Genomic DNA, 26,729 nt, shown 5'->3' on the forward strand with positions numbered 1-26,729 from the left:
AGGCCGTCAGCCCGCTTCGGTCACCGCCGGCAAGCGGAGGGTATCGAGCAGCTTGTCCATACGGTCATAGGACTGACGCAGCCGATCAAGCCCTCCTGCAGCGACCCTGTCGCGCAAAGAGGACGAAGGGAATTCGCAAACCAGGGTGACTGTAGTCCCTTGGTCATGCGCGTCGAACCAGATGGTGATCAGACTTTCTTCAAACTCTTCCGAGGACGGATCAGCTCCTGGCCAGTCCTTGGTGTAGCTGAACATTCGCGGCCGGTCGAGCTCACGGTAAGCACCACCGAAAATCACTTCCGTTCCATCCGGCCCGCGCTGGCCGAAGCGCCACGCACCACCAGGTCGAAGATCTACTTCAGTGATGTGGTTCAGGTGTCCTTCCAAGCCCCACCACTTGCTGACATGCTCCGGCTCGTTGTGAACGTCCCAGGCAAGTTCCGGGGTGGCTTGCAAATCACGCGAGATTATCAGGGTGGTCTCCCCCTTGGGTGAGACAAGGACGGAATCTGCGGTAGAAGTCATCAGCACTCCTTCGTGCTTGGATTGTTGGTCTTACCAAGTTACCATTAACAGTGTGCTCTATGTCACGCTTAACTTCAAAGAAGAGGTGAAAAAGATGTCGTCCCTGACAGACGTCAACTACAGCGATCTGCTGATTGAAGCTCTCACGCGGTATCCGACCAGAACCGCGTTCGTGGCGGGAGACCGCCGATTGACCTACGACATGGTCCGTGATCGGATAGGCCGGTTCATGCGCGTACTCTCAGACCACGGCGTGGTTCCTGGCGACGGCATTGGCGTTCTCAGTGCCAACATGCCTGAAGTGTGGATGGTTCAGGCCGCAGCTACGCTGATGGGCTTGCACTACAGCGGGCTCCATCCTCTGGGCTCGGCAGAAGACCACGCCTACGTGTGCGATGACGGAGGGGTGGATGTCCTCATAGTCGATCCCGCCCATGCCTCCGTTGGCGGAGAGATCATGGCCAGATCAGCGGCCGTTAGGCACACATTTGTGCTGGGGCAATCCGACCTCGCGCCCGATTTGATCCATCTTTCCGAGTCGGCTCCGCCTACCCCATTGGTGCGATACGAGTTTGGGCCGGAGCACGTTCCATGGATTGCCTACACAGGGGGCACCACGGGCCGCCCCAAAGGGGTGAAGCTCCCGGACCGCGCGATGTCCCAGGCGGTCGTATCAGTGACAGCGGCACTCGATCTGCCAAGCAGCCCTCGATATCTAGCGGTTGCACCGCTTTCACACGCCGGCGTGCTCCCGATCGTACCGACCCTGCTGCGGGGAGGCACGGTCGTTGTGCAGAGAGGCTTTGATCCCGAGCAGTGGCTTCGCACAGTTCAGGACGAGCGTGTGAACTGGAGCTTCTGCGTACCGACCATGCTCTACAAGCTGCTCGACTCAGGCCTGGCCAGCAAATTCGACGTTAGCTCGCTCGAAACCTTGATGTATGGGGCCTCCCCCATGTCCCCATCCCGGATTGTAGAAGCTCACGAAGCTCTCGGACCCGTGCTGCTGCAAGCATATGGGCAGACCGAATGCGTTTCGTGGGCAACGGTCCTTCGCAAGGATGAACACGACCCAACCGGCGATCCCGACCTGCTTGGCTCTTGCGGCCGTCCAGTCCTGGGCGCCAGAGTAGAACTCCTCGATGAAGAAGATCAGCCCGTCGCAGCGGGCGCCGTCGGGGAAATTTGCGTACGGGGCCGTGGAATCATGAGCGGCTATCAAAGTCTGCCCACACAAACAGAAGAAACACTCAGGTCCGGGTGGCTCCACACCGGCGACCTTGCCCTAAAAGACGAACGCGGATACTTCCACATAGTCGAACGCAAAAAAGACATGATCATTTCAGGTGGGTTCAACGTCTACTCCCGGGAGATTGAGGACGTCATCGCGGAGGACCCCGACGTCGCGGCGGTAGCCGTGATCGGGATTCCCAGCGCCCAGTGGGGTGAAGCTGTTACCGCGGTAGTGGTCCCCCGCCCGGGCAGCACTGTTGACGCATTAAGCCTCACCGAGTCGGTCAGGCGGCGTAAAGGCGCCCATCAAGCCCCCAAAGCTATCGAAATCGTCGATCAGCTGCCTATGACAGCGGTGGGAAAAATCGACAAAAAACGGCTGCGCGAGCAGTACTGGACAGGCTTGGAACGACACGTCCACTAACACCACCCGGTGCCCGGGCCGGCCTGGGTAAACGGACGAACTCTCAAGAACCTCATTCCTAAGGAGAATCATGCCTGCATATTGGTTGGGACGAGCAAACCCCCGCGACGGAGCCCTATTGGCGCAGTACGCGGAAATAGTGTCCCGCATCCAGCCACGCTACGGATTCGAACCACTCTCGCGCGGTCAGACTTTCGTCGAACTAGAAGGCGAGCTCAAATTCGAACGCTACTTCCTCCACCGCTTTCCTTCCATTGAGGAGGCCCTGGCAATGTACAAGTCTCCGGAGTACCAGGAAGCAGCCGCCCTCAGACAAGCCGCGTGCAACGGTTCTGAACTGGTCATCATCGACGGCGGCGATAACCGCGGAAACTCATGGGGTGGCTCCCAGTAGCCAACGACTCGATATCGCTGCCTAGGCGCTCCCCTTCACGAAAAATACCCCACGCGCCGTCCGTACCGGCGCCGCCAAGGCTGCGCCACCAGCACAGCACGAGAGGAAACCAATGCTTTCCGCAACTGCCCGCAGACCTCGTCTACCGCAGCCCAGAACCTCGTCGTCTGGGGTTAGGAATCCGGCCAAATGCTGGCATGAACTCGAAGCCCTACCCGAGATCTTCTGGTTGTGGCTGGGATGCATGAAGCCTGCTGTGTTTCCTCTGCCTCATCTCGACCACTTCCCCGCTTGGATGGAAAGGAATCACAACCGGGTTCGGAATTCCCGCGATCTCCATAGGCCACCAACTACTCTCGAGAACTGACGCTTTCCACCCCAAGAAGCCTCCATCAGCGATGGAGGCTTCTTGGCCTTCGCACCCCTTCCCAGCATCGTAAGTCGACGTGATCCCGTAATCGTGCAACTTCCCGAACGTCAACCCCGCCTATGCCAAGCCGCCGCAAGGAATATCCCTTAATGGCAGATGGGCCGAGCATGCTCTCGGGATCAGCCAACTGGAAAGACTGGTGTCAAGGTCCCGGGTATGTCGAAGATCCGATTCCCACGACCTCATCTACTGGATGCTCGAAATCGCCAACACGGCCCCGACTACTGCATCAACTCCCTCACCCGCGAGGCACTCCCCTCCTCCGGAGCACGGTTCGCCTGCAACCCGCTGCTGTCCGGCATCGAAGGCGGCCACAACATCCACCTCCGCGAACTCGGCTGGCTGCCCTCCGAGCCAGCGCAGCTAAACCTCCCCCAGGCAAACATCACCTCAGTCCTGTGGGCCACCGGATACAAACTCGATCTGTTACCGACCTGAGTTGGCTTGGGCAGCTCATGTTCCGCCTTCGCAAGACGTTGGGTCAAACGACGCTGGGCAGTGAGATGGTGGGGGCGCGTAAGGATACGGTGCGTAGTCGGTCAATATCGGCTGAACAGTTGTCAGAAATCGTCCGGCTGCCGATAATTCACGGCATGATTCGTTTCGAGAACTCAGTCAACGTGAATCGCGATCCGTCCACCGTATTCAACTTCGTGGTGAATTTCGAGACCCTGCCCAAATACGACCGGTACGTGATCAGCGCACAGAAGACATCGACGGGCCCCATCGGCGTCGGGTCCACCTGGACCCACGTCCGCACGCAGGGCGCTCAGAAGATCGTGGCACCGATCAAGCTGACCGAGTTCGAGCCGCCCCACAGGTTCGTGATGGATAGCGGATCGTGGGGCTTCGAGGTTCGGTCAACGATGACGTTCGACCCGTCTGGCGACGGTGTTACTAAGGTGACGGAAGTCCTGGAGATGAAGACCAAGGGCTTGACTCGCCTGTTCGAACCTATGATCAAACGCCAGGTCCCCAAGCAAGCTGCGGAAGTGCATGATCGCCTGAAAGAAGTGATCGAGGCTCTACCCACGAGTTGAAAGCAGGCATCTCAGGGGCTGCACGCACGCCCAGCCGCGTGCTCTGCCTGACCGGCGATCACAAGTCGACTTGTTCGCCTTCCGAGGCGCAGTCCCGGCAACCACTACCACATCGCAGCAATCTAGGGGTGAGCGGCAGCTCTAGTCACTGACTGGTCTAACCCGCTGGAACATCCCGGTCATATCACCAGGGGTGAAGCCGTCTCGCTGGTAGAGCGAGACGGCTTCACCGGTGGCAAGGAGCCCGACGAATGCACGGAGGTATCGGATCGTCTTACGGACGCCCGGTGCGATACCGAGCGATCACAAAACTCAATAGGTGGGATCAAGTCACAACCTTGGGGAAGTGTCCCCGCTTGGAATCTACTGGTTCGAAGGAATGGGACACCACCAACATCGGTTGTGGGTGCGGCAAATCTGCGGACCTATCGGTGGGGACCGATACTACGAAGGCGGGATACTGCCCGCTACACGCACTGCGGGCGATACGTTGGATCTGCGGGGCCGCTCTGGAGGAGCGCGTTGGAGACGAGGGACCACACGTTCGGATCGTTAGGAGATTGATCGTGTTCGAAAGTGTCGAGAGGGCAGTAGTCCTGGAGCACGAGGTTGGACACTTGCTTCCCCGGCCCAAGGAGAGCTTGGCTCGTGTAAGGGGTAACGATCTCGTCGTAACGGGTCGAGATGACGGTGTAGGACGGGCCGGGTACGGTGTCGCCGATCGAGTTGAGCTCGGCCATGAACGCCGACCCGGCATGCTGGTCCGCGCACGCCTGGCACAGGGTGCTCGTTGCGGTCGTGTCGAGAATCATCCCCGCGGGCGACGGCGCGATGAGGCCTTGAGTGCCGTGGTTCGATGGCGCAATGCCGACGAGGTGGTGCACATACTTGGCGCCGCCGAGGAAGCCGATGTAGTACCGCGGCATCATCCCGCCTTGGCTGTGCCCGACCAGATCGACCTTCTTCGCACCCGTCGCGCCGAGAACTGATTTCACGAACGTCGCAAGCTCAGCTGCGGAGTTGCGAATTGCCCCGCTGGCGGGGACATCGTTGGCCACCCCGTAGTTGAGCGCGAAGACGCAGTACCCCTGGTCCTTGAGCACTGGTGAAAGCAGCGCCCAGTTCTTGTACATTGTCTCGAACGTCCCCGGGACGAGAACCACCGGGTACGGGTGCACGCTCGATGGCTTGCATGTCCAGTCGTTGGCTCCGGGCGGGTCTGGCGAGATCGAGTCGGCCTGAGCCGCGGGTGCGGCGAAGAGTCCAATCGTGAGCGCCGCAGCGGCGAGGACGGCGGTGAGTCGGAATCGGCGCATGGCCTGCCTTTCTCTTGGCCGCGAACCCCTATGTCCACGGCATCCGTAGTTACTTTGCAGTAACTTACCGGCGGGTTGCAATAGGGTGCGAAGATATTGAGAAAACGTGCACCCCTCGCGCGGACCGGGTCTTCCGCACCAGCGCTCGTAAGCCGATCTTTACTGGGCGGCGCAGCAATCAGCAGCGGACCAGGGTCCAGTAGAAGTCATTAGCGCCGGCCTCGGCGGACCAAGATCAAGGCAGCGAAGGCCATTGCATAGGCTGCCAGGATGCCTCCCAGCATCATGATGGTCCAAAGGCGAGCCCAGCTCTCCGCGTGGGTGGGCGCATGAGCGGAGCCCTAACCAATTTCGGCCATATCCCCCACCCCAGGCGTCCCCTCAACCAGAGCGTACCGCTGCATCACAGCACCCTTGGGCGAAGCGACCACTGGCTCGATGAGTCGTAGGTTCGTCGGAATCACCCCATCAGCGAAGACCTTCTTCCCGCCACCGAGGAGGATCGGATACACCCAAAGCGTGAGCCGATCGAAGAACCGCTCGGCGAACAGGGTCTGCACGAAGTCGAGACTGCCGATGACGTGGATGTGCTCATGCTTGTCGCGCAGTTCGTGCAAGGCAGCCACCACATCAGGACCGAGCTGAGACGAGCCTTCCCACTCAAGGTTCAACGTCTGGCGTGAGGCCACGTATTTCGGGATGCGGTTGAACAGCTGCGCTATGCCTCCGTCCTGGTGCGGCCAGTACGCGGCAAAGATGTCGTAGGTGCGGCGCCCAAGAAGCAATGCGTCCATTCCCACCATCCCGGATTCGACCTGTTCGCCGACCGCGTCGTCGAACAGAGGCGCCTGCCAGCCCCCAAACGCGAAACTATCTGCCGGGTCTTCTTCGGGTCCGCCCGGCGCTTGCGCGACGCCGTCGAGCGTGGTGAACAGGTCGATGTGAATGAGTCCCATGCCGGGCTCCTTCTCGTCTGCCCGTCGTCGCCCCGGCGACGGGATCACTCCGAGGTTTCCACAGGATGCTTTGCGAAGCAACGGCCAACGGAGAACATCGACGACGGCGAACCCCGCCTGACGCTGTGACCTCACGAAACGTCCGGCGGGAGCCGATCTTAAGCTTCCTCCAGCTCCAACTGCGGCGCTGGCTTCCGGAACCCCGCGGGTCAAGAACGCCAGGTAGACCAACCCAACGCCCGCCCGCGCGATTCCGAACGTGAACGACAACCCACTCAGGCTCGTCCACAGCCAGGCCGTCAAGGCAAAGCCGATTCCTGGCAGCACGAGGTTGTGAATCACGCACCGCGAACCACGTGCCTTCTCATCGAAGAAGTAGTGCCTGATGACGGCGAGATTGACCACGGAGAACGCGACGAGCGCGCCAAAGCTGATAAGTGACGAAATGGTGAGCAGGTCCAGTACAAAGGCCAGCAGCGAAACGGCTGATGTCAAAAGAATCGGAAGCACGGGCGTGCGGAATCGAGCATGCAGCCGACCCAAGGCCGACAGGAACACCCCACTCCGACCCATCGAATGAATAATTCGCGAGACGGTCGCCTGGGACGTCAGCGCCGATCCAAGACTTCCGGGGACGTAAGCAGCGGTGAAGAAGGCGACGAGAAGGTTGCCGCCAGCTGCCCCAATGACTTCGATGGCCGCAGCGTCCACGTCATTGAACGTGCTGCCCGGGAGTACCAGGTGGCTGATGTACGCCAGCCCAAGGAAGATCACGCCTGCGAGAACTGTGGTGAGCATGATGGCCTTGGGCAGCTTGCGCTTCGGGTCCTTTGTCTCCTCAGCGAAGGTGGAAACGGCGTCGAATCCTAGGTAAGACAGGCACAGAATCGCGGCGCATGCCAGAATCGGCGAGACGCCTTCGGCGCCATCGACGCCGGTGAAAGGGGCCATCAAGTCGAGGTTGCCGGCGCCGGTAATGGATGACAGGTCCCAGGGCAACGAACAGCACAATGAAGAGCGCTTGGAGCCCCACGACCCCGAAGTTGGCCCTGGCGATCGCTGTGATTCCCAGGATGTTCAGCACAGTCACCGCGAGGATGGATACCACCATGAACACCCGCGACGGGATGGCCGGGAAGGCCGCATTCATGTAGATGCCGATGAGCAGGTAGTTGATCAACGGCAGCAGCAGGTAGTCCAGCAGCAGCGACCATCCAGCCATAAACCCAAGTCCGGCTCCAAACGATCGCGTCGTGTAAGTGTATGGCGATCCCCCGAACGGGAATGCTTGCGCCATCCGGCCAACGAGCGCGCGGTGAAGAGCATGACCACCTGCGTCACAGCCTAGGCGCCCGAAAGGCGCCCGCCCGTCAGCGGCACCTATATAGACTAAGCCCAGCAACACCAGCGGCGGGACCCCGAGAACGCGGCGCCACCCCTGGGCTGGAGTCTGAAAGGAGGTTGGCCCCACAGGCTTCTCGCCTCCCGGTGTATCAGTATCAAACGTGGGGGACATGGGGATCCTAAGGTCTAATCGGGGTGCCGCGGTGCGACGCAGGACTCACGCTGATCGGTGAAGAATGGCCAGTCCTTCGCTACCCTTACTAAATGAATGGCATTCGTTTAGTAAAGCGGTGAGCCGGATCACGGTCAATATGTGACGCAGCCCCGCCCACTGCATCCCGGAAACCGGCACGAACGCTACGCTGACCCCTGTGAGTTGGTGTCTGTTTTTCGACTCCTTCGAGACGATATGCGACGGCCCTCTGGAGGTTTTCGCGGCCAATGCCCCTAATACGCCACTGCCCCCAAGGAATCGACAAGCCTGTCGTGTCGACTCCCCTAGACTGGGAACGACGAAACGAGGTACTCACTGTGAAGCAGATCAACGTTGTTGGGGCGGTAATTCTTAGAGACGGTCAAGTTCTCTGTGCCCAGCGCGGCCATGGCAGTGCACTAGGAGGCTTGTGGGAATTCCCGGGCGGAAAGATAGAATCCGGCGAATCTCCCCGAGAAGCCCTTGAGCGAGAAATCGTGGAAGAGCTCCACTGTCAGGTGGAAGTAGGCGCGGAAATCACGACCACGGCTCACGAGTACGACTTCGGAATCGTGAGACTCACAACTTTTTACTGCGAACTGGTGATGGGAGAGCCGCGCCTTACCGAGCACGCAGACGTTTTGTGGCTCGAACCGGAGAAACTCGAAATTCTCACGTGGGCCCCTGCTGACATTCCTGCGGTGGAAATCATTAAGTCTTCCCTCACCAAAAATGGTTGATTTCCACTGGGCTCCAGCTTCGGCTGTCCTAGAACAGGATATACGGTTCGGATACCTGAATCGTAAACTTCCAACGACGAAACACTTCAGCCCGGAGATTGTTTTTAACACCCCGGACAATACAATGCTCAGGGTTCTTAGGCAGAACCTGAAAAATTGCACCGCGTTCACCTTCTCCGTGGCCTTTGTGTCACCTCGTGCCATTGCTCTCCTCAAACAGGAATTCGCAGAGTTTAGAGGCACTGGACGCATAATTACGTCTGACTACCTAGGGTTCAACTCGCCAGACGCATTCTCAGAGCTTCTCAATTTGGCCAGGCCGAACAAGTTCTCACATGGCTCCATCGACGTCCGCTTGCACCATCGCAGCGACTTCCATCCCAAGGGGTACGTTTTCCAACATGCGGACAACGTCACCGCAATCCTGGGAAGTTCTAACTTGACTGAGAACGCACTGGTCAGGAACCACGAGTGGAATCTCAAAGTTGCTGCCTCCCACAGCAGCGACCTCGCAGCGCAAATCCATGAGCTGCTGCAATGTGAAATCAAGGATTCAGACGCGCTTACATCCGAATGGATCGAACGATACCGGGCATCCTATCGCCCGCCGCGCGAAGTTTCCCATTCAGGAAGTCGAACAGGCGCAAGTCGAACTGAGTTGACGCTCGAATCTCCTGAAGCAAACGCGTCTCCGTACTCGTCTGGTGAGGACCAGAGAATCCTTACGACGATAGTTCCCAATACTATGCAACGGACAGCTTTGGAGGCTATCCAAGCAATGCGGTCAGCGGGAAGGTCCAAAGCACTGGTAATCTCCGCGACAGGAACCGGTAAAACGATTCTATCCGCCCTCGATGTCCGCCAGGTAGATCCTCAGCGCATGCTTTTTGTTGTGCACCGTGAGCAAATTCTCGACAAAGCCATCAACGAGTTCCAACGGGTGTTGGGTGCGGTAGCGACAGACTTTGGCAAACTTTCAGGCAGCTCGAAGACTCTCCACGCTAAGTATATTTTCGCGACGATCCAGACACTCTCGCGTCCCGATGTAATGAAGCATTTCGAACGAGATGCTTTTGATTACATCCTGATTGACGAGGTTCACCGTGCTGGAGCGGACAGCTACCGCCGTATACTCGATCATTTCCGTCCTAAATTTCTTCTAGGCGTTACAGCCACGCCGGACCGATCTGATGGAACAAACATATATGAGCTCTTCGATTTTAATGTCCCTTACGAGATTCGACTGAACCATGCCCTAGAAGAAGGAATGTTGAGCCCATTCCATTACTACGGTGTTGCCGACTTTGAGTTGGACAATGGGACTGTATCGGAGGACCTGCCCTCGCTTGCTAGCCTTGCTAAGGGAAACCGCGTCAATCACATTCTTGAAGCGATCTCGTTGTACGGACAGGCGGGCGTTCCCCCGCGAGGACTCATCTTCTGTAGCACAAAAGACGAAGCCGCCAGTCTTGCCGGTCAGCTCAACCAACGAAGACTCCATGGACGACCGCTGAGGACTGTCGCTTTGACAGGTGAGGACTCCATTTCACGGCGTGAGGAACAAGTGGAGCGTCTCGAACGTGGCGAATTGGACTACATCCTGACTGTTGACATCTTCAATGAAGGAGTCGACATTCCGTCCATCAACCAAGTGATCATGCTGCGGCAGACACAGTCTGCAATTGTCTTTGTTCAACAGCTTGGCAGGGGACTAAGGAAGCACCCAGGCAAGGAATATGTAGTCGTCATCGACTTTATCGGTAACTACGCAAACAACTATCTTATTCCGATAGCATTGTTTGGCGACGAATCACTCAATAGAGAGTCCCTCCGGCAAAATCTTATCGCTGCTGAGGAGAGTGGCGTACTTCCAGGGCTTTCTAGCGTGCGCTTCGATCGCATTTCGCAGCATCGAGTGCTCCAATCCATCGTGGACACGAGGCTCGATAACATGCAGAACATTAAGCTCGCCTTCGACGGGCTAAAGAATCGCCTTGGCGGAATCCCGCGGCTCAAGGACTTCTACCGTTTCGAATCCGTGGATCCCGTACTTTTAGCAACGAAGACAGACAACTATCCTGCTCTCGTGTCACGGCTCACGAAAACCTCAAGCGGTCTCACTCCAACCCAACACGACCTACTGACATTCTTATCCCATGAGGTCCTGCCCGCGAGGCGGCTACATGAGACTGCCCTTTTGATGGCACTACTCAAAACTGGCCGACTCACTAGGGAAGAGATCCAGGGTATATTCGAAGCAGAAGGGATTGCAGCCGATCTTCTGCATGTGCAGAGTACGGTTGGATCCCTTACAACTAACTTCAATACCGATAGTGAACGGAGCAAATACAAGGCGGCCGTCAATTGGGTTGACGACGTATCCGTCAGTTTGAGCCAAGAATTCTTCGATAACTACAGTTCCTCCAGGCTGTTTTCAAGCAGCGTCGATGACCTCCTCGATACTGCGTACTCACTCATCTCGGACAGGTACTCGGATGGGGATCCGTTTGTGGTGGGAAGACAATATTCCCGGAAGGATGCTAGCCGCCTGCTTTGTTGGCCCAAGAATTTTATGTCCACTATCTATGGTTACAAAGTTGATCAATCGACGCTGAGCTGCCCAATCTTTGTTACGTACCATAAAGCAGAGGAAGTCACAGCGAGCACCGACTACGGTGACGAACTCCTCGACCATTCCACCATGAGATGGTTTACTCGGAGTAGACGGCGACTAAATAGCGGGGAGGTCATCCCGATTGTTGCCAACAGCGTTGCTATTCATGTTTTCGTCAAGAAAAATGACAGCGAAGGTGCCGACTTCTTTTATCTTGGTCGTGCGCATTCGGAGGATGCAATTAACACCACAATGCCAAATGATCCGAATTTGAACGTCGTCCAGATGAACTTGAAGTTTGAAAGACCCGTCTTGCCGGAAATCTACGACTATTTTGAGCGATCAATTACGGTGGAATGAGACACCTCGCAGCAACTGGGTCCCACGGCCCAGACGGCCTGTTGCTGGTGTCGCTGCCGGGAGGCGGATTGGCAACCTGGAGTGACGACGCAACATCTGCCGCTCAGGATGGGATCAGCCAAGCTCTACCCCCGCGTGACCCCACCGAACGCAGGCGAGTTACAGCACCAAAGCGGCTCTTCACGGTTCGGGGGTACGGTTCCCAAAGTGAGCGTCAGGCCGCCGTCCGGACGGCACTTCTCAAGATAATACCGATTTGTAATTGGCGGCGTTGCGGTACCGCGGGCAGTTCGTCTTTTGTTTTTATCACCGTGTTGTTGCCCTCGACCTTGCCTGTCATGGCGTCGGTGATGATCAGCACCTCGATCTCTCTCCACCATCTCCAGATGGTGCGGTAGAACCTCAGGTTTCCGACCGGCTGCCTTGACCAGCTCCTCGGGTACCTTCTTGGCCGCCGCGGCGTCTTCCAGGGAGCCGGTGTGGAGCACGGCCCGGAACGGTTCCTTAAATTTCCAGACGGCATGCAGGGTGCCGGTTGGATCGTCCAGGGCGAACACTTCCTCGAGTCGGAGGGTGGCCCGGCAGCTGAGTGTGTCGCCGCCACGCAGCAGGAGCATGCGGTGCGCCCAGGCCTTGTCGATGGCCCGGCGCCTCGGCAGCCCTTGACCTGCGGCGAGAGGTTCTGCCGGGTCTCCGTCATGGCCTGGCTGGCCAGCGCGATCAGACGGAAGTGATCAACCACGACCGCGGTACGGGGGAGGCCACATCCGCAACGCCTTCCGGAATGCCGCGGAGGGTCGATCGCGGGGACCTGCACGGCCAGGCGCCATTCCAGCGGCCGGGCGAACAACCAGTCCCCAACACCCTTGTGATCGCGGCCGTCAACGACGCCAAGGACCTGACAGTGTCCAAATCAACGATGGTCGTCATCCACGGCTCGAACCGTGTCCGCGCCTTCGTAGAGGGGTCCTGAAAGAAGCGAACTGACCGGAACCGGCTTTCATCAATACCCGGCATCCACGGGCCGAGCTTATCCACGTCCGGCAGCCGAAGCAGGCAGGCCTCATGCAGGGCCGCCCGGACCATCCCCCAGGGACGTGAACCCGGCGGCTGTTTCCGAGACGGCCCTGCCTGAGGGGATGACCGCGTCCATGAGCTGGTCCCGGAGCGGGCACGGCGCGGAACCTGCGGCGTGGATTCGAAGAACGAGAGCCGGTCGCAGGCTATATTTCTTCGCCGTACCAGCGGTGTTTGGACCAGAGCGCCTCCACCGGTCCGGCGACGGGAATACCGCGGAGTCGTTGAAGGCGACGCCCTTTACGCCGGGATGCCATGGCGGAGCAGCTTGGGCAGCCCGGCGGCTGGTCGGTTTCGATAGTCAGCTGCCGGCGGTCGGCAGTGATGGCGGTGGAAATGACGTCGTAGTCGGGCAGGTTGAGGAGGATGGTGGCAGTGTCGGCTGCGACCCCGGTCGGCTCGATCAAGGCTCGGTCCTGTTCCAGGTTGAATGCTAGACACTCATCCCAGCAGGGCCACGGGCCCCTTTGTCTTCAAGTACACGAAATCCACTACCACCAACCACGAAGAGCCGGCTACCTAAGCGCTTCCACTTTCTGCGGCAATTGCTGGCGAGCGCCAGCGGCTGGCCGCTGCACGAGAAACACCGACCCCAGCACCAGCACCGAACCTACAAACTGCCACCCCGACAGCGACTCTCCCAAGAACACGAACCCGAGCACCGCAGCGACGAGCGGGCTCAGGAATCCCAGGAACGACACCACCAACGTGGGCAGGCGTTGGATGCCCCGGAACCACACTGCGTAGGCGGCCAAGGCACCGATGACGCTGAGGTAAGCAAAGCCGACAAGGTTTGTGGCTGTCACCTGGCTTGGCAGTCCTTCGACAACCAACGTCACCGGCAGGAGCATGACTCCGCCCATGGCCAGCTGCATCCCGGTGAAGCCGAGCAGTCCCACTCCTTCGGGCCTCCCCCAGCGTTTGGTCAGGACGATGCCGGCCGCCATGCTCAGCGCTCCAGCCATCCCAGCTATGACACCTACGACGGTCAGCGTGGCGTCGGACCGCAGAACAAGTAAGCCGACGCCCGCCGCTCCCAGTGCGCAGGCGACGATGTGCGCCGCTCGGATCTTCTCCCCGAGAATCAGCACGCCAAGGAAGAGCACGAACAGGGGCTGGACGGACCCGACCAGCGCTGCGACGCCTCCGGGGAGTTGGTACGCGGTGAAGAACAGGAGGAAGAAGAACAGCCCAATGTTGAGTGCCCCCAACGCAGCGGCCTTGAACCACCAACTCCCCCGCGGCCAGGTTCGGGTGATGAGCATCAGAACAATGCCCGCCGGCAAGGCTCGCACGGTTGCTGCCAGGAGAGGTCGATCAGCGGGGAGGAACTCGGTGGTCACCAGGAATGTGGAGCCCCACACCATCGGCGCGAGTGCGGTGATGAAAAGGTCGCGGGGTGACGCCTTAGTCGGGTTCGAACCTCCCGGTTTGATGCTGACAGTCTCTATATCCGCGGGCATTGTTCACTTCCATACATTTCGATATCGAACTATTTGATGTAAGACAATGTAGGTGTTGTACTGTTTGAGGTCAAGCCTTGGAGGGACGATGGACCGCGACGCAGTAGACATGATTCTTGAGCAGTGGAACAAGGAGCGCCCCGACCTCGACGTCGGTTCCATGGGTGTCCTCGGCCGCCTCAACAGGGCCAGTCGCTTGGCATCCCTGGACGTGCAGGAATTCATGAATCAGTTTGGGCTGGAGCCGTGGGAGTTCGATGTCCTGGCTACGCTGCGTCGGTCGGCGGCCGAAGCTCCGCTAACACCTGGGCGATTGGCCAGCCTGACTATGATCGGCTCCGCAGCCATGACGAATCGCGTGGATCGTCTGGTATCCCGCGGGTTGGTTCACCGGGAGACCAACCCGGATAACCGCAGACAACTGCTGATCAGCCTCACGCCCGAGGGGCTCGCCTTGGTAGATGAGGTCGTTGAGCACCACGTGGAGAACCAGCAGAAGATGCTCGAGGGCCTCACCAAATCCGAGCGGACACAGCTGGCAAACCTGTTGCGGAAGTTCCTGGTGACGAACAACGACGGCGAGCAAAGCTAAGTACAAAGCAGTGTGGGACCCGCTTCCCCAGCGGATCCCACACGAGCCCCACCTCACCGTCAGAACAAAATCACCCCAGCCCCACCGGCAAATTCCCCCACGGCGATATCCATCACGTTCAGCCCCTAATTCACCAACGGCCTCCCCTGAGGCAGCGTCACACTCGCCGCTTCGACAAGCGGAGGAACCTGGATCTTCGTGGCAAAGTCACGTGCCGGTTCATCCCGCTACCGCCAGCAACCAACCGCGGGTCGCCGACCACCGAACCGTCTCCCGTGGGACGCATCAAATCACCAAAGTGGGCATTGTTCGCGCTGCGTGACTAACATGATTCCACCCGGGACGGACACAGCCAGGTGCCTTTAGTTGCCCCTTTGACCGCCGAGCCAATAGAGAGCAATATCGACGTCTCGGGCCGACCAAACAAACCCGTGCTCACTTGCGATGACTTGAATCTCCCCTACTAATTCCATGTATCGGCCGTACCTGCCGCGTGCCGGGGAGAGCTGGAGACCCAAAACTTCAAGGCCCCTTTGTGCTCGGCGGTCATAGACAGCCATCCTTTCCGGTGCCGCGGCGAGCAGGAGAGCTAATGCCAGCGCGTCCACCGATTCAAAGCCTGGCAAGTCAGACAGCGCACGGCGTCCGTCAGAGGCGCTTTCGGCACGGACAATTTCTGGTCATTAACGGCGGACCCGGCGCCCTCCGTAACTTCCCTGGCATCGTCATCTGGAATGGCCATCAGCTTGCGAACCCAGGTCGTATCCGCACGCAGCCGCTTCCAGAACAGCAACGCCCCGATATCTGCCTTGCCGATGCTTTTACTTGATCGGATTCTTTCAGCGACCTCATGCAGGACCTCGTCGTATGCAGAGAAGGTGTCGGACAGATATGTCGCGTGAGCGTCGTGGAGAACTTCCCATGCCCGCTGCTCCAGTGCAACGCGCTTTAGGTGTCCCGGGTTCATGCGTTGAAGCATGCCACAATCGCCACGAACACTTCCGGCACACGCCGCAACTTGCTCGCCCCAGATGTGACTATGCTGAGCGCGTGAGCCTAGAGCCAACTTCAGCCATTTTCGAGCTTCTTGCAGCGCGCGCCCTGTGGCTAATGAGGGAGGATGCAGCGCCCCTGGCGATCTCCGGCGCGACCAATGCTCTGGTCGAGGGTCATGACAGCGAAACGCTCCGAGAACTCGCTGGGGCATCCGTGAAGATCAACGTGTTCCACCTCGGCACCCTCATTGAAGGTGCTCTTGGGGAACTAGGGTTGGCAACCGCCAACATTACAAAGGACGACGCTCAGCTACTCGCGGCCCACTATTATGCCCACCGAGTCATTGAGGGAACGCTTCAAATACGCGAGCTTGCGGCTTGGGCGCACACCCTAATTCGGCATGAGGGACACCCACTCGCTCAAGATCTGGTTGAACTAGACGACGCTTATGACGCCGACGAATGGGGATGGAGTGAAGGGCCGGAACCCATTCGAGCGCTCGTCGATTTTCTCGATGCGTCCACTGACGAAGTTCGCAAACTTTTTGAAACTGCAAAGGACCACTAATTGGCGACAAATCTCATCGCATGGACATGGCCGGCTGTTCCTCAAGAGGACAGGGTTATGCAGTGCCTCGTCGACTACGCCTTCGGCATCACAACAGAGAGCCGAACGGCCGTCAAGATTGAATGCGCCTTCACATACCGAAAATCCGACGCGGACCCGGTTCTTTACGACCCCAATGATGACCCTTCGCTGCTCGGGCCGGTCCTTAGCATCACGCGTTCAGCTGTCGTAAGCGGCTTCGCTGATGATGCAGGCGCTCTTCACTTGGAATTCACAGATGGAAGCACAATTGACGTTCTGCCAGATGAGCGGTACGAGGCCTGGACGCTTGCCGGGCCAGACGGCCTGTTGCTGGTGTCGTTGCCCGGAGGCGGACTAGCCATCTGGGGTGCCGACGCAACATCTGCTGCCCAGGACGGGGATCAGCCAAGCTCTACCCACGTGTGACTTCCAAGGAAGGCCCTCGGCAAGATATAGCTGGGAGCCTGAACGCACATCATGAGGTAGTCGATCTCCGAGTGAATGGCGGGGCTTTGTGTCGGCCGCATACTTGGCAGCTCGGGGCGGCTAGTGGTTTCCGCAAAATGGGAACCACCAGCCACCCATCTCCACGTTGTCCGGGACTCTAACTAACGGGAGCTTTAGCTGGGCGCAATCGTCCAGTCGCCGCTCGAAGTGACCTGCACGAAGCCCGGGCCGGTCAACTTGACCGTACCGGTATACGAACCAATGGTGTTCACAGCAAGCTCTGACCGGCTTCCGCCGTAGCCCTGAACTACAAAATTCCGTTCACCGACGTACGTGATTGCCGCCTTCGTTGACTTACCACCAAGAAGGATCACTTGGTCCCCGTGGCCGCTGACGGGCCCTGTCGTCGAGGGAATCGTAGTGATATCTGCCACTGTCAGCGACCAACTACCTTGAGCATTAATCGTGAACTCCGACGTGGTCGAACCACTAGAAGTATCAACAATGTGAGTTCCCGTATAGGAACCGATTGTGTTGACCAAGAGACTATCTCGCCCATTTGTTTTCAACACGGTATTGCGGCTGCACGGATCACATGTGAATGTCACAATTGCGGGAGCCCCTGAGAGGGAAGCTGCTACGACATCATCTCCTACACCGCTGAACGTTTGGGTTGCAACCTTTGGTGCCGCAGGGGCTGGCGGCGGTGTCGTCTTTGCGGCGGACGGTGTCGACGAGGGCTTGGGAACAGAGGTAGCTGTCGCCGAGGGCTGCGTCGCCGGTTCCGAGTTCGCAGACGGCGAGGCGGCTGGAACTGGTACTGCTGCTGGCAACGTGGCGGCCCCACGTGTTGCGTTCAAAGCGATACTGACTACTATGAACGCTGCCGTGACGATAAGAGCGACAACTTTGTGTTTGTCATAGCCTTCGAGGGGCCGACGGTATTTGTCCGTCTGTTTGTTGGCAAGTACGAGTATGAGATCTACGAGCGCCCATACTCCCAAGCCTCCGAAAGTCAGAAGTTTTGCGATACCGGTTCCGACTTTGCCCAAGTAGAACCTGTCCACCCCAAAAACACCAACCAGCAGGGAAAGAATCCAAGTCACGAGGAACGACTTCTGCGGAGGGTGGGGCTGGAATTGCTGATATGGCGCTTGGGGAGCTTGGTAGGCCTGATTCGCAGGGGAAGGGACATGCCCTGGCGGCTGCGGAGTCTGATAACTGCCCGGTCCGACTGGGGTAGACCCCTCGGATGGGTTTGGAGGCCTATAACCTTCTGGATTCTGACTCATAAGGGTTCCTTTCGGCGCCTATTTTTGGGCACAGAAAACAATGCGAATGGGTTTGATGCGAGCGAAATGCCTTAGATCCGTGGCAGTAAACCTGCCGAATAGTCACGACGATGCGTCGATTAGTACCCCCGTAACGCTCCCCAAGGCGCCGAGCCGTGTGCTCGGTAATCGGATATTACATGGCTTTGGAATATTGGCAAGCAAGATGCGGGTTTGTGTCTTCGAGTCGCAGTAAGTGAACTTGCAGCCTCACTTCTGCCGCTCTGAAAACGACTGCGGCAACATAGCCTGGAACATAAATCAAGCCCTTCCTGAGGACCTCCTCGACCGAGTACCGTAACAAATGTGCAGCGTGTTTGTTGAACCTTACACTTTCACTGGTGCTCGCATTCCGCGGGTGAAATGGGGGCGACGACATTAGTTCGTCGGAATTGAAATGGGGAATCTTGAAGAAATCCATACTTGCCATGGCTTTGTTGTGCGTTGCGCTTGCTGGCTGTGCAGGAGCACCTGCGGCTGCTCCGACTGTCACACAGACTGTGACCGAGACGGCCACGGCAACAGCAACGGTAACGGCTACGTCAACGCCTGCTCCGGTCGTAACGCCTGCCGCAGCCATCCCAACGCCCGCAGCAGCAACTGCGGTAATCCCAACAAATGTGGCTGGGATGAACGCGGAGGCGCTGGACGATGAACTGCAGGCTCTCGGCTTTAAGAAAGTCGTCTACAACGCAGACACAGGTAAGACGGTCATTTTGCTCAGCAACTGGACTGTCACCGGCATCGATAACGCCGGCATGGAACAGGCGACCAACAAAGCCGTTGTCGTTCACGTGACTAAGTAGTACCCCTACTCCAGCAACTCATGGCTGCTGGCGCCATGGACAAAGTTGCAGACCCGAGAACAGAGCCAAGTGGGACCCGCACGGCGGCGGGTCCCACTCCTGCTTTAGTTCAACGGCGAGCTAAATCACCCCAAGCCCACCGGCAGATTCCCAACAGCAATATCCATGATGTTCAGCCCCTCATTCACCAGCGCATTCCCCTGCGGCAGCGTCACACTCGACACCTCGAATGCCGGAGGAATGTCGATCTTCGTGGCAAACACGCGAGCCGGTTCATCAACCCGGACCACAGTCGACGGACCCCCGTTGTAAGACTGCGTGTGCCGCTGGTGATAAGCCGAAGACGCCACCACCGCGCTCGTATCCGTAGCCATACCAGAGAGCCAGTTCGGCAGGTTCAGAGTGACCTGCCTGCTCTGGCCGTTCGTGAAATGCACGGTCGCTATCCCGGATGACATACCACCCGTGGAGAACCCAGTCACCAGCAAGGTCCGTCCGCGGCCGGAAACACGAACCTCCTGCCCCGCAGCCTTGAGAGTGTCAGGAGTACCCACAGCCGCAGGGTGCCAAACGGAGGACACGCCAAACGCCGAGTACGGCCTCCCACTCACAAGCCCAGCCGCAGCCAGCGCCTCCTCGGAGAACGTCCGCCGGTCCGCAGTAACGGCACCATTCCGAGGGTTCGCCGCACTCGCCACCGACGTCTGGTTCACCAACGAAGCAAACGGCAAGGCAGAAGGAGCAACGCCCGGCCCTTGGTAAGCCCCGATGTTCGGTGCCCCAACAGAAGAGGCACCAGAGGTGGGATTACCGAAGAAGTCCCTGCCGCCGTCGTCGGCAACAACAACGCCCGCACCCAGCAAACGCGACCCGGACAACAACCGGTACCCCGGCACGTCCAAGGAGGATTGCCCACTGCCGCCAGCCACCAACCGAGGGTCGCCGAGCACGGAACCCGTCTCGCCGGCGGGCGGCACAATGCCCCCAAAGTACGCGTTGTTCGCATAAGAAGCCGAGGTCGTTTTGAGACTTCCGCCCGGTGCCACGAAGAGGTTGTTGCGGACCTCGCGCGGGCCGGTCATGTCGTCCAGGAAAGTGCGCGACGGGCAGTAGAAGGTGTTGTTGTAGATGTAGTGCTTGCCGGTGCCGCTGCTGCTGCCGCCCATCCGGCAGTCGTCCTGGGCGATGTTGTAGCGGAGGACGACGTTGGCCGTGGTGGCGCCGCCCGCGCAGTTGGAGATGCAGTTGAGGTAGAAGCCGCCCGCATTCCCGTACGAGTAGTTGTACTGGAAGGTGCAGGTGCCCACCACGTTGATGTCGCAATCCCAGGCCGTGGAGTCGTACGTGGACGTGACGCTGTTGCCCACCACGTTGTGCTGGAACAGGGTGTTGCGGGAGTTGTACGGCCACATTCCGGCGAAGTTGCCCGCGATGAACGGGTACTTGCCCATCCCGAGATTCAGCCCGCTGTTGTGCTCCACCAGCGGCGCGTCCGAGTTGTGCACCACGATCGCGTCGCCGCCAACCTCGTGAATCGAGTTGTGTCCGATGTACACGTTGCGGTGATACAGCGAGGTGTCGCCGGCCAGCTTGATGCCACCTGCACCGGCATCGTTGACCTCATTCCCAGTAATCGTGATGCCGTTGTAAGCCCCCGAACCGCCCTGCACCTGGACCATGATCCCGGCGGATAGCGGGAACTCGGCGCTGCGGGCCCCGGTCTTGTTCGACCAACCGGCAACGTCCTCCACATGGTTATCGGTGATCACCACTCCCGCCTGCGCGGACGCCGTGGTGGTGTTGAACAGGATGCCCACGCGGCGGCCCAGCTCAGCCGACGGGTTGATCACGTGCAGCCCGCTCACGGTCCAGTGGCTGGCGTTGGTGATCTGCACGGCAGCTACAGCGCCGCCGCCGTTGATGGTTGGCTTGCCGCCGTCGCCATAGCTCGCGACCGTGATCGGGTGATCCGCGACGCCCGTACCTCCCGGCGTCAGCGCGCCGTCGCACGCGGTTCCGGCGCGGAACAGGATGGACTCACCCGCGGCGAACGCGCCATGGGCGTTGACCTGGGCGATCGAGTTGAAGGGGCTTCCCTCCGTGCCGTCTCCCGGCGCACTGGCCGAGCAGTCCACGAAGAACTTGGTGCTGCTGATCGTGACAATACTTGCCGGGGTCTTGCCGACGGATGGCGTCCCGAACGGTCCCGGCCCACTGACGCCCAGCTCCGTGGCACCACCTTTGGTACCCACCGGCACCACGAACGTCAGGGTAGCTACCCCGCTCTGGTCCGCGACGCCGCTGGTCACCTTCACGCCACCCAGCGACAGACCCACTGCGCCCAACGGCTGCAGATCACGCACGACGACGGTCGCCGGAGTCCCCGGAACAAGCGCACCAAGGTTGGTCTCACCTGAGGCTTCGAGCCTCAGCGGTGCGGCAAGGAACTCATCGGAGCAGTTGATCCTGGCATCGGCCCAGTCGGCGTGATCGTTGCCGTTGCCTTCCGGGCCGGCCTCCACCTTCAGCTGCAGCGTGGACCCGCCCCTGAGATCCACGTTGACGGGCAGGGCTCCGTCGGTTCCCTTCCGCTCCCCCGCGAAGCGCTCCACGCCATCCACCAGGACCTTGAAGTCCACACGGCCGCGGTCCCCCTGCGTATCGTCCACACCCACCTGGGCGAGGAACTGCCGGCACTGCCCGGCAAGGTTGTACGTAATGGACGACGCCGCGTGGGTACCAAGGCCCTTCGCATACACGGTGCCGCCAATGGTCAGCGGCCTGCGGTTCGCGTCCCCCAACGCCTGGCCGCCGTTGCTCATGTCCAGTTCAGCCGCCCCCAACCGTTGGTCATGCTGGACCAAGGAACATCGCTGGCATATACGACGCCGGTGGGTGGCGGTGGCAGTTCAGCTGCGGTTGCTGCGGGGCTGGCTGCGACTCCGGCGGCAACCAGCATCGCTCCTATGAGCGCTGCGGATGCGGTGGTTGCGGCCAGACGTCTGGCCAGGGTTTGTGGGTGCAAGTGAGGCTCCTCGTTGAGTGGGTTTCCTCAAGGAGTTTCTTGCGGTTGCACTGCGAAGGGCAACGAAATGCACAGGACTGAACATGCGCGCGCAGCGCCCTTACAGCCTCACCTTATAAACATGGTGGGTGGATTCAACGGGGAAGTCATCCGTGAACTTCCCGTCCTTCACTGCGATGGTGCGGTTCTCGTTCACCACCTCAACCGTCTTGGGAGTGACACCCGTTGGCAGGGTGAAGGTCCGCTCCCCGGTCTGTGCGTCCTGCGTCATCGCGAAAATGTAGGCGTCCCCGTTGTAGCTTTTCAGCATGGTGTCCAGCCCATCACCGAAGTTCCACACGTAGCTCTGCGTGTTCAGGACGGGCGCCAGGGCCTTCACTTCCGCGTTAATTTCACCCATAGCCTGCACCTGATCCCGGGAGCATGCGGTGTTGTGAATGCGGACGTCCGCGAGCGCATCTCCGGACATGCACGGGTTATCGTCGCCACCTCCAGGTGACTGCGTGAACCACACGATTCCGCGCGACTCGTGGATGAGCATCGCCCACACCTGTGCCTTCACCCTGTCCGGTGTCATCTGGTCGGACAGGTCATGCTCACCTTCCGGGCTAAGCACGGTCGGGACCATCCAGATGGGCGAGTGCACACCCCTTGCGGCGTTGACCTCCTGCATCACCTGCATGGCCTTTGCGTACGCCGACGACGTCTGGCAGGTGGCCGTCGTCGTCGGGTTGTATCCCTGCGGGGTGCGCAGCCGCCAATCGCGGCAGGCACCTGCGTAGTAATAGTTGGACGTCGAGGACACGTCCACGGTCTCCCAGTAACGCTTGGTGATGTCCATCGGTGCGTCGTAGCTGATGAGGGATGGAGTCCAGTTGGCGTAGGTAAACCGGCCCTCCTCCTTAGCCTTCAACCCTTCGACCGCCTGGTTCATGTGGGCTACGCCCTCATCCCAACCGAACCTGCCATCTGCTTCGTCGTCGACGTAGTTGCCCGGGAGCTGCGCCCAATCATCTGGTGCGTTCTTCACTTTCATCAGCGAGAACATGCCGTGCTGATCGAAGAGGGCATAGTCAGTGTCCGGGTTCAGTTGGACGTAGAAGTTGATGCCGTGGGCTTTGTCGAACTGCATCTGCTCGCCGTTACCTGATGCGTACCAGACTCCGACGGGGAAGAAGTCTGGGTCATCCCACCCTGCCGCGTCGGCCTTGCTGAACTTCTTATAGAACTCGGGGCCACCGTCCCAAGGAATCCTGGGGAGTTTGGCCAACGCCGCCAAAGGCGTTGTGGACGGCGAACCTGTCGATGATGCGGAAGCCGTGCCGGTAGGAATTGCTGACGGGCCCGACGGCGGCGCGCTCGGTTCCGCTGTTCCTGTGCAGCCGGTGAGTATCAGGACGGCAACCGCTGCTGCCGCTGTGAAGTAGCGAACCCGCCTCATGGCTCCTCGATTCCGTCCCGATCGGTGAAACCTGAATGTCTATAGGATGACAGGCCTTTCCGTCAGCCCCTAACAAAACTTCGGCGATCCGGATAAGCTCCGGTCCATCGCGTGATGGCTATGTTGCTAATGGGGGTAACAGTGATGTTCCGATCAAGGTCGACTACTACTGCACGGCGCACTAATCATGCATTGCGAAGGTTTCGAAGCCGGAGGCGCCCACTTTTCCTTGGAGCAGCCGTGGCCATGGTTGCCGTCTTTTTCTTAGGCCTCATGGTGGTTCCTGCCCAAGCAAACCCGACGAGCACCCGCGCTTTCAGCGTACCCAACAACAACTGGGACTACGTCACCATCAATACCAGCTACTTTCATGATGTTCTTGCCCGCGACACAGCAGGCGATCTCTGGGTTTATCCTGGTGACGGCCTGGGCGGCTGGAAGAAGCCCCGTTTCAAGATGGGCGAGGGCTGGAACGTGATGACCGCAATCGTCGGTCCCGGCAAGTTCCAAAGCGAGTTCACGGACGACCTCCTGGCCCGGGACGCGAATGGCGACCTGTGGCTCTACCCCGGCACGGGCGGCGGGATTCTTAAGCCCCGGATGCACGTGGGTGTCGGCTGGAACGTCATGACGGCTCTGGTGGGACCTGGGGACTTCAATGGCGACTACCTGCCAGATCTCATGGCCCGTGATGCGGAGGGGCGCCTCTGGTTGTATCCAGGAGATCACCTCGGCGGGTGGCTCCCCCGGTTCCAAATCGGAGAGGGCTGGAACGTGATGACTGCTCTGATCGGTCGCGGCGATTTCAACGAGGACCGAAAAATGGATCTCCTTGCCCGGGACACCAGCGGCCGCCTCTGGCTCTACCCCGGAAATGGCACTGGCGGGTGGCTGCCCCGGATGCAAGTCGGCGAAGGCTGGAACACCATGACGGCCATCATTGCTACCGGCAACTTCGATAACAATTACGTGGGGTACTCGCAGATCATCGCGCGGGATACCAACGGCATCCTCTGGCTCTATCCCGGGATTGGAAGCCGCCATCTGGAGCCGCGGAAACAGATCGGAGAAGGCTGGAACATCATGACCGCGCTGGTCTGATCTCCGTCCTGATTTCACCCGCAAGTCCGGCCCGGGTTGTCATTTCGGAAATTTCCGACATATCATCATCGAGTGCTTCCCGACGTCTTCGGCGCCCTCGCGAACCCTTCGCGGCGTACCATCCTCGATAGCCTTCGTGAGGGTCCCTTGACGGCGGGCGATCTCACGGGCCGCTTGGACCTCAGCCGCTCTTCAGCGTCCGAGCATTTGGCGGTCCTGCGGGAAGCCGGCTTGATCCGTGAGGAACGGCAAGGCCGAAACAGGATCTATCACCTTGAGGCCGAAGGCCTGCGGGATGCCAGCAACTGGCTGAAGCACTACGAGCAATATTGGAACCAGCGGCTCGATGCCCTGGCCGAACTATTGGATGAGGAAAACACTCCATGACCGAAAACGCCATCAGGCTCGAGCGCACTTTCCCGCACCCCAAAGAGGCAGTGTGGGCTGCCCTGACCACCCCGGAACTGCTCGCGCGCTGGTGGGCTGCCGGCGACATCGCACCCGTGGTGGGACACCGCTTCACCATGGACATGGGCGGCTGGGGCCAGCAGCAATGCGAAGTCACCGCCGTCGAACCCGGCACCTCCATCACGTTCGTCTTCGCCGAGGGCATCCTGGACACCACCATTACGTGGGCTTTGGAGTCCACCGAATCCGGCACCGTCCTTCACTTCAAGCACGCGGGCTTCAACCTTGACACCCCCATGGGACAGCAAGCCCTCGAGGGGATGGGCAACGGATGGCCTGGCCTTCTCGCGAGGATCGATCAAGTCCTGGTCAGCGTCGCCTAGCTAGCTTCCGGTGGCCAAAACCACGTTGATCTGATCGCGGATCTCATCGCCGACCTGCTCGTCGGTGAGACCGCTATTGGCGGATGAGCTCATGCTGACGAACATGATCGCCGAAATGACGCGGGCAATTTTCGCGGGGTCCCGAGCCGTCAATTGCTCATCCCGGCCCAACACCTCTGCGATGACGGCCTCCGTGCGGATGGTCAGCGCAAGTGCCTCCGCATGGTGGGGTTCGGCCGGATCGCCGAAAACGATCTCTTTCAGGTAGGTCCGGCCGTTCTCGATCTGGACCCGGTTGCATTTGATGATGGGTCGGATGATCGCCATGATCCCGTCCAGAACAGCTTCTTCCTGTTCCGCGTCGGCGACGCCCGAGTTGAGCGCTTCGGCGTATTTGACGTTGTGGACCAGGAGAAGCAGCTCCGCCTTCGTCTTGGCGTACAAGAACAAGGTTCCCGATCCGACGTCGGCCTTTTCAGCCACCTGCTGGGTGGTGACCTCATCTACGCCGTACTGGGTGAATAGCTCGCGGGCCGCAGCGGTGATGCGGTCAAGCTTCTCCTGCTTATTCCGCTCACGTCGGCCAAGGGTCTGGGGCACAGCCTGCATTCAAATACCGTATCAGCGGCCCAGGAATTCGAGGGCGACGGGGACGAACTCCTGGTGGTACTGGAAGATGCCGCCGTGCCCCGAATCGGGGTAGATGACCAGTTCACTGCCCGGAATCCGGAGGTGCATATCGTCGGAGAGCCGGGACGGAACCATGCGGTCGTTGTCGCCGTTGGCGATGAGTGTCGGCTGGGTGATCGCGCCCAGGTTTGCCGGTTCCGTGCGGCCCCACTTCTTGATGGCCTTCAGTTGCGTCTGGAAAGCCTTGGTTTTGATGGGTGCGTCCCGGTCGGCGGTGCGCTCGTTGAGCCGCTGGATAAATGACCTCGCGGCAGGTTTGCCTGCGGCATTGCGGTTGAAGAACAGGAATTCCTTGGGGTCCTGCCGGGTCAGTGTGGCTCGCAGGACATCGTAGTAGGTAACGCGAGCCACCTTGTCGATGTCCTTCCCACCTGCAGGACCAGTGCCGGCAAGGACGAGCTTCCGCACGAGCTCGGGGTATTTGACGACCAAAGCCTGGGCAATCATGCCTCCAAGCGAGAACCCAAAGAGGTCTACTTTCTCATACCCGAGCGCCCTGATGAAGGTCGCGGCGTCCTCCGCCATCTCCTCGATGGTGCCAGGAACGTTGCCGGTTGTGGCACCGACACCACGGTTGCTGAAGGTGATTACGTGGTGCTTCCCGGCGATGGGGTCGATGATGCGCGGGTCCCAGTTGTCCATCGTGGCGGCGAGGTGGACCAGGAAAACGACGGGGATGCCGCCCTTCTGGCCCAGCTCGCGGTAACTGTACGTGACGCCGCCAGCGGTAACTGTGCTGACTGGTGCGTCCTTGTAGGCGGTGATGACGTTGCTCATGGTGTTTGTTCCTTACGGTGTGATTGGCAGTATTT

The 26,729-nt window shown here is 59.5% G+C and carries 27 protein-coding genes and 2 pseudogenes; 14 read left to right on the plus strand and 15 right to left on the minus strand.

Going from position 1 to position 26,729, the window contains the following annotated elements; translation table 11 throughout:
* Positions 1 to 6: 6 nt before the first annotated feature.
* Positions 7 to 525 (minus strand): SRPBCC domain-containing protein, encoded by a 519-nt coding sequence (locus AC1DD7_RS13275; protein ID WP_477515319.1) that lies wholly within the window; start codon positions 523 to 525, stop codon positions 7 to 9.
* Between the two features lie 94 nt (positions 526 to 619).
* Here AC1DD7_RS13275 and AC1DD7_RS13280 point away from each other — a divergent pair, with 94 nt between their 5' ends.
* The 4 genes from AC1DD7_RS13280 to AC1DD7_RS13295 all read left to right on the plus strand — a co-directional run bounded on the left by AC1DD7_RS13280 (position 620) and on the right by AC1DD7_RS13295 (position 4,046).
* Complete coding sequence (locus AC1DD7_RS13280; RefSeq protein ID WP_477515320.1) at positions 620 to 2,182, plus strand: AMP-binding protein; 1,563 nt, start codon at positions 620 to 622, stop codon at positions 2,180 to 2,182.
* Between the two features lie 70 nt (positions 2,183 to 2,252).
* The gene (locus tag AC1DD7_RS13285) at positions 2,253 to 2,576 is read left to right on the plus strand and encodes a DUF1330 domain-containing protein (protein ID WP_477515321.1); all 324 of its coding nucleotides are present in this window, start codon (positions 2,253 to 2,255) and stop codon (positions 2,574 to 2,576) included.
* Between the two features lie 586 nt (positions 2,577 to 3,162).
* On the plus strand, positions 3,163 to 3,444 hold the full coding sequence (locus tag AC1DD7_RS13290) for a hypothetical protein (protein ID WP_477515322.1): 282 nt from the start codon (positions 3,163 to 3,165) through the stop codon (positions 3,442 to 3,444).
* Between the two features lie 17 nt (positions 3,445 to 3,461).
* The gene (locus AC1DD7_RS13295; protein WP_477515323.1) at positions 3,462 to 4,046 is read left to right on the plus strand and encodes an SRPBCC family protein; all 585 of its coding nucleotides are present in this window, start codon (positions 3,462 to 3,464) and stop codon (positions 4,044 to 4,046) included.
* A 467-nt stretch (positions 4,047 to 4,513) separates the two neighbouring features.
* On the opposite strand, the gene AC1DD7_RS13300 is transcribed toward AC1DD7_RS13295, so the two are convergent.
* The 3 genes and pseudogenes from AC1DD7_RS13300 to AC1DD7_RS13310 form a co-directional block, all read right to left on the minus strand.
* Positions 4,514 to 5,362 (minus strand): esterase/lipase family protein, encoded by an 849-nt coding sequence (locus tag AC1DD7_RS13300; RefSeq protein WP_477515324.1) that lies wholly within the window; start codon positions 5,360 to 5,362, stop codon positions 4,514 to 4,516.
* Positions 5,363 to 5,703: 341 nt separating this feature from the next.
* Positions 5,704 to 6,318, minus strand: coding sequence for a dihydrofolate reductase family protein (locus AC1DD7_RS13305; RefSeq protein WP_477515325.1), 615 nt, complete (start codon positions 6,316 to 6,318; stop codon positions 5,704 to 5,706).
* A gap of 158 nt (positions 6,319 to 6,476) precedes the next feature.
* Positions 6,477 to 7,834 (minus strand): annotated as a pseudogene (locus AC1DD7_RS13310) (APC family permease).
* Between the two features lie 359 nt (positions 7,835 to 8,193).
* Between AC1DD7_RS13310 and AC1DD7_RS13315 the strand changes: the two are divergent.
* A complete protein-coding gene (locus AC1DD7_RS13315) occupies positions 8,194 to 8,595 on the plus strand; it encodes a (deoxy)nucleoside triphosphate pyrophosphohydrolase (RefSeq protein ID WP_477515326.1) in 402 nt (133 codons plus the stop codon).
* Positions 8,588 to 11,569, plus strand: coding sequence for a DUF3427 domain-containing protein (locus AC1DD7_RS13320; RefSeq protein ID WP_477515327.1), 2,982 nt, complete (start codon positions 8,588 to 8,590; stop codon positions 11,567 to 11,569). The genes AC1DD7_RS13315 and AC1DD7_RS13320 overlap by 8 nt, the downstream gene beginning before the upstream one ends.
* A gap of 214 nt (positions 11,570 to 11,783) precedes the next feature.
* Here AC1DD7_RS13320 and AC1DD7_RS13325 read toward each other — a convergent pair whose 3' ends face one another.
* Positions 11,784 to 11,930 carry a hypothetical protein gene (locus tag AC1DD7_RS13325; RefSeq protein ID WP_477515328.1) on the minus strand — a complete coding sequence of 49 codons (147 nt, stop codon included), beginning with the start codon at positions 11,928 to 11,930 and terminating at the stop codon, positions 11,784 to 11,786.
* A gap of 369 nt (positions 11,931 to 12,299) precedes the next feature.
* On the opposite strand from AC1DD7_RS13325, the gene AC1DD7_RS13330 reads away from it, so the two are divergent.
* Positions 12,300 to 12,542: a hypothetical protein gene (locus AC1DD7_RS13330; RefSeq protein ID WP_477515329.1), complete on the plus strand. Its 243-nt coding sequence runs from the start codon at positions 12,300 to 12,302 to the stop codon at positions 12,540 to 12,542.
* Positions 12,543 to 12,792: 250 nt separating this feature from the next.
* On the opposite strand, the gene AC1DD7_RS13335 is transcribed toward AC1DD7_RS13330, so the two are convergent.
* Both AC1DD7_RS13335 and AC1DD7_RS13340 read right to left on the minus strand, forming a co-directional pair.
* On the minus strand, positions 12,793 to 13,053 hold the full coding sequence (locus AC1DD7_RS13335; protein WP_477515330.1) for a hypothetical protein: 261 nt from the start codon (positions 13,051 to 13,053) through the stop codon (positions 12,793 to 12,795).
* Positions 13,054 to 13,161: 108 nt separating this feature from the next.
* A complete protein-coding gene (locus tag AC1DD7_RS13340; protein WP_477515331.1) occupies positions 13,162 to 14,109 on the minus strand; it encodes an EamA family transporter in 948 nt (315 codons plus the stop codon).
* A gap of 88 nt (positions 14,110 to 14,197) precedes the next feature.
* Between AC1DD7_RS13340 and AC1DD7_RS13345 the strand changes: the two genes are divergently transcribed.
* A complete protein-coding gene (locus AC1DD7_RS13345) occupies positions 14,198 to 14,701 on the plus strand; it encodes a MarR family winged helix-turn-helix transcriptional regulator (RefSeq protein WP_477515332.1) in 504 nt (167 codons plus the stop codon).
* Between the two features lie 589 nt (positions 14,702 to 15,290).
* Here AC1DD7_RS13345 and AC1DD7_RS13350 read toward each other — a convergent pair.
* Positions 15,291 to 15,668: a hypothetical protein gene (locus AC1DD7_RS13350; RefSeq protein ID WP_477515333.1), complete on the minus strand. Its 378-nt coding sequence runs from the start codon at positions 15,666 to 15,668 to the stop codon at positions 15,291 to 15,293.
* An 83-nt stretch (positions 15,669 to 15,751) separates the two neighbouring features.
* Here AC1DD7_RS13350 and AC1DD7_RS13355 point away from each other — a divergent pair, with 83 nt between their 5' ends.
* Positions 15,752 to 16,264, plus strand: coding sequence for a hypothetical protein (locus tag AC1DD7_RS13355; RefSeq protein ID WP_477515334.1), 513 nt, complete (start codon positions 15,752 to 15,754; stop codon positions 16,262 to 16,264).
* Between the two features lie 57 nt (positions 16,265 to 16,321).
* On the plus strand, positions 16,322 to 16,711 hold the full coding sequence (locus AC1DD7_RS13360; protein WP_477515335.1) for a DUF6188 family protein: 390 nt from the start codon (positions 16,322 to 16,324) through the stop codon (positions 16,709 to 16,711).
* Between the two features lie 194 nt (positions 16,712 to 16,905).
* On the opposite strand, the gene AC1DD7_RS13365 is transcribed toward AC1DD7_RS13360, so the two are convergent.
* Positions 16,906 to 17,166 (minus strand): hypothetical protein, encoded by a 261-nt coding sequence (locus tag AC1DD7_RS13365; protein ID WP_477515376.1) that lies wholly within the window; start codon positions 17,164 to 17,166, stop codon positions 16,906 to 16,908.
* A gap of 552 nt (positions 17,167 to 17,718) precedes the next feature.
* Positions 17,719 to 18,024, minus strand: a pseudogene (locus tag AC1DD7_RS13370) (TM2 domain-containing protein); the annotation flags it as partial.
* Between the two features lie 446 nt (positions 18,025 to 18,470).
* On the opposite strand from AC1DD7_RS13370, the gene AC1DD7_RS13375 reads away from it, so the two are divergent.
* On the plus strand, positions 18,471 to 18,869 hold the full coding sequence (locus AC1DD7_RS13375) for a hypothetical protein (protein ID WP_477515336.1): 399 nt from the start codon (positions 18,471 to 18,473) through the stop codon (positions 18,867 to 18,869).
* 125 nt (positions 18,870 to 18,994) lie between these two features.
* On the opposite strand, the gene AC1DD7_RS13380 is transcribed toward AC1DD7_RS13375, so the two are convergent.
* The 3 genes from AC1DD7_RS13380 to AC1DD7_RS13390 form a co-directional block, all read right to left on the minus strand.
* Positions 18,995 to 21,733, minus strand: coding sequence for an NPCBM/NEW2 domain-containing protein (locus AC1DD7_RS13380; RefSeq protein WP_477515337.1), 2,739 nt, complete (start codon positions 21,731 to 21,733; stop codon positions 18,995 to 18,997).
* On the minus strand, positions 21,688 to 21,894 hold the full coding sequence (locus AC1DD7_RS13385) for a hypothetical protein (protein ID WP_477515338.1): 207 nt from the start codon (positions 21,892 to 21,894) through the stop codon (positions 21,688 to 21,690). The genes AC1DD7_RS13380 and AC1DD7_RS13385 overlap by 46 nt, the downstream gene beginning before the upstream one ends.
* Positions 21,895 to 21,994: 100 nt before the next feature.
* On the minus strand, positions 21,995 to 23,335 hold the full coding sequence (locus AC1DD7_RS13390; protein ID WP_477515339.1) for a hypothetical protein: 1,341 nt from the start codon (positions 23,333 to 23,335) through the stop codon (positions 21,995 to 21,997).
* Positions 23,336 to 23,581: 246 nt separating this feature from the next.
* Here AC1DD7_RS13390 and AC1DD7_RS13395 point away from each other — a divergent pair, with 246 nt between their 5' ends.
* The 3 genes from AC1DD7_RS13395 (at position 23,582) to AC1DD7_RS13405 (ending at position 25,227) form a co-directional block, all read left to right on the plus strand.
* Positions 23,582 to 24,436, plus strand: a complete 855-nt coding sequence (locus tag AC1DD7_RS13395) for an FG-GAP repeat domain-containing protein (RefSeq protein WP_477515340.1) — start codon at positions 23,582 to 23,584, stop codon at positions 24,434 to 24,436.
* Between the two features lie 72 nt (positions 24,437 to 24,508).
* Complete coding sequence (locus AC1DD7_RS13400) at positions 24,509 to 24,823, plus strand: ArsR/SmtB family transcription factor (protein ID WP_477515341.1); 315 nt, start codon at positions 24,509 to 24,511, stop codon at positions 24,821 to 24,823.
* Positions 24,820 to 25,227: an SRPBCC family protein gene (locus tag AC1DD7_RS13405; protein ID WP_477515342.1), complete on the plus strand. Its 408-nt coding sequence runs from the start codon at positions 24,820 to 24,822 to the stop codon at positions 25,225 to 25,227. The genes AC1DD7_RS13400 and AC1DD7_RS13405 overlap by 4 nt, the downstream gene beginning before the upstream one ends.
* Here the strand turns inward: AC1DD7_RS13405 and AC1DD7_RS13410 are convergent, their stop codons facing one another.
* Both AC1DD7_RS13410 and AC1DD7_RS13415 read right to left on the minus strand, forming a co-directional pair.
* Positions 25,228 to 25,836, minus strand: a complete 609-nt coding sequence (locus tag AC1DD7_RS13410) for a TetR/AcrR family transcriptional regulator (protein ID WP_477515343.1) — start codon at positions 25,834 to 25,836, stop codon at positions 25,228 to 25,230.
* Positions 25,837 to 25,848: 12 nt separating this feature from the next.
* Complete coding sequence (locus AC1DD7_RS13415) at positions 25,849 to 26,694, minus strand: alpha/beta fold hydrolase (RefSeq protein ID WP_477515344.1); 846 nt, start codon at positions 26,692 to 26,694, stop codon at positions 25,849 to 25,851.
* Positions 26,695 to 26,729 lie beyond the last annotated feature (35 nt).

This window comes from Paenarthrobacter sp. 10L412, assembly GCF_056395565.1.

Bases quoted from the DNA above. Each gene is read 5' to 3' on its own strand.
- AC1DD7_RS13295 (WP_477515323.1), top strand. From the start codon at position 3,462: ATGTTCCGCCTTCGCAAGACGTTGGGTCAAACGACGCTGGGCAGTGAG.
- AC1DD7_RS13290 (WP_477515322.1), top strand. From the start codon at position 3,163: ATGTCGAAGATCCGATTCCCACGACCTCATCTACTGGATGCTCGAAAT.
- AC1DD7_RS13350 (WP_477515333.1), bottom strand. From the start codon at position 15,668: ATGAACCCGGGACACCTAAAGCGCGTTGCACTGGAGCAGCGGGCATGG.
- AC1DD7_RS13390 (WP_477515339.1), bottom strand. From the start codon at position 23,335: ATGAGGCGGGTTCGCTACTTCACAGCGGCAGCAGCGGTTGCCGTCCTG.
- AC1DD7_RS13285 (WP_477515321.1), top strand. From the start codon at position 2,253: ATGCCTGCATATTGGTTGGGACGAGCAAACCCCCGCGACGGAGCCCTA.
- AC1DD7_RS13345 (WP_477515332.1), top strand. From the start codon at position 14,198: ATGGACCGCGACGCAGTAGACATGATTCTTGAGCAGTGGAACAAGGAG.
- AC1DD7_RS13305 (WP_477515325.1), bottom strand. From the start codon at position 6,318: ATGGGACTCATTCACATCGACCTGTTCACCACGCTCGACGGCGTCGCG.
- AC1DD7_RS13410 (WP_477515343.1), bottom strand. From the start codon at position 25,836: ATGCAGGCTGTGCCCCAGACCCTTGGCCGACGTGAGCGGAATAAGCAG.
- AC1DD7_RS13280 (WP_477515320.1), top strand. From the start codon at position 620: ATGTCGTCCCTGACAGACGTCAACTACAGCGATCTGCTGATTGAAGCT.
- AC1DD7_RS13360 (WP_477515335.1), top strand. From the start codon at position 16,322: ATGCAGTGCCTCGTCGACTACGCCTTCGGCATCACAACAGAGAGCCGA.
- AC1DD7_RS13340 (WP_477515331.1), bottom strand. From the start codon at position 14,109: ATGCCCGCGGATATAGAGACTGTCAGCATCAAACCGGGAGGTTCGAAC.
- AC1DD7_RS13415 (WP_477515344.1), bottom strand. From the start codon at position 26,694: ATGAGCAACGTCATCACCGCCTACAAGGACGCACCAGTCAGCACAGTT.
- AC1DD7_RS13320 (WP_477515327.1), top strand. From the start codon at position 8,588: ATGGTTGATTTCCACTGGGCTCCAGCTTCGGCTGTCCTAGAACAGGAT.
- AC1DD7_RS13300 (WP_477515324.1), bottom strand. From the start codon at position 5,362: ATGCGCCGATTCCGACTCACCGCCGTCCTCGCCGCTGCGGCGCTCACG.
- AC1DD7_RS13395 (WP_477515340.1), top strand. From the start codon at position 23,582: ATGGTTGCCGTCTTTTTCTTAGGCCTCATGGTGGTTCCTGCCCAAGCA.
- AC1DD7_RS13275 (WP_477515319.1), bottom strand. From the start codon at position 525: ATGACTTCTACCGCAGATTCCGTCCTTGTCTCACCCAAGGGGGAGACC.
- AC1DD7_RS13405 (WP_477515342.1), top strand. From the start codon at position 24,820: ATGACCGAAAACGCCATCAGGCTCGAGCGCACTTTCCCGCACCCCAAA.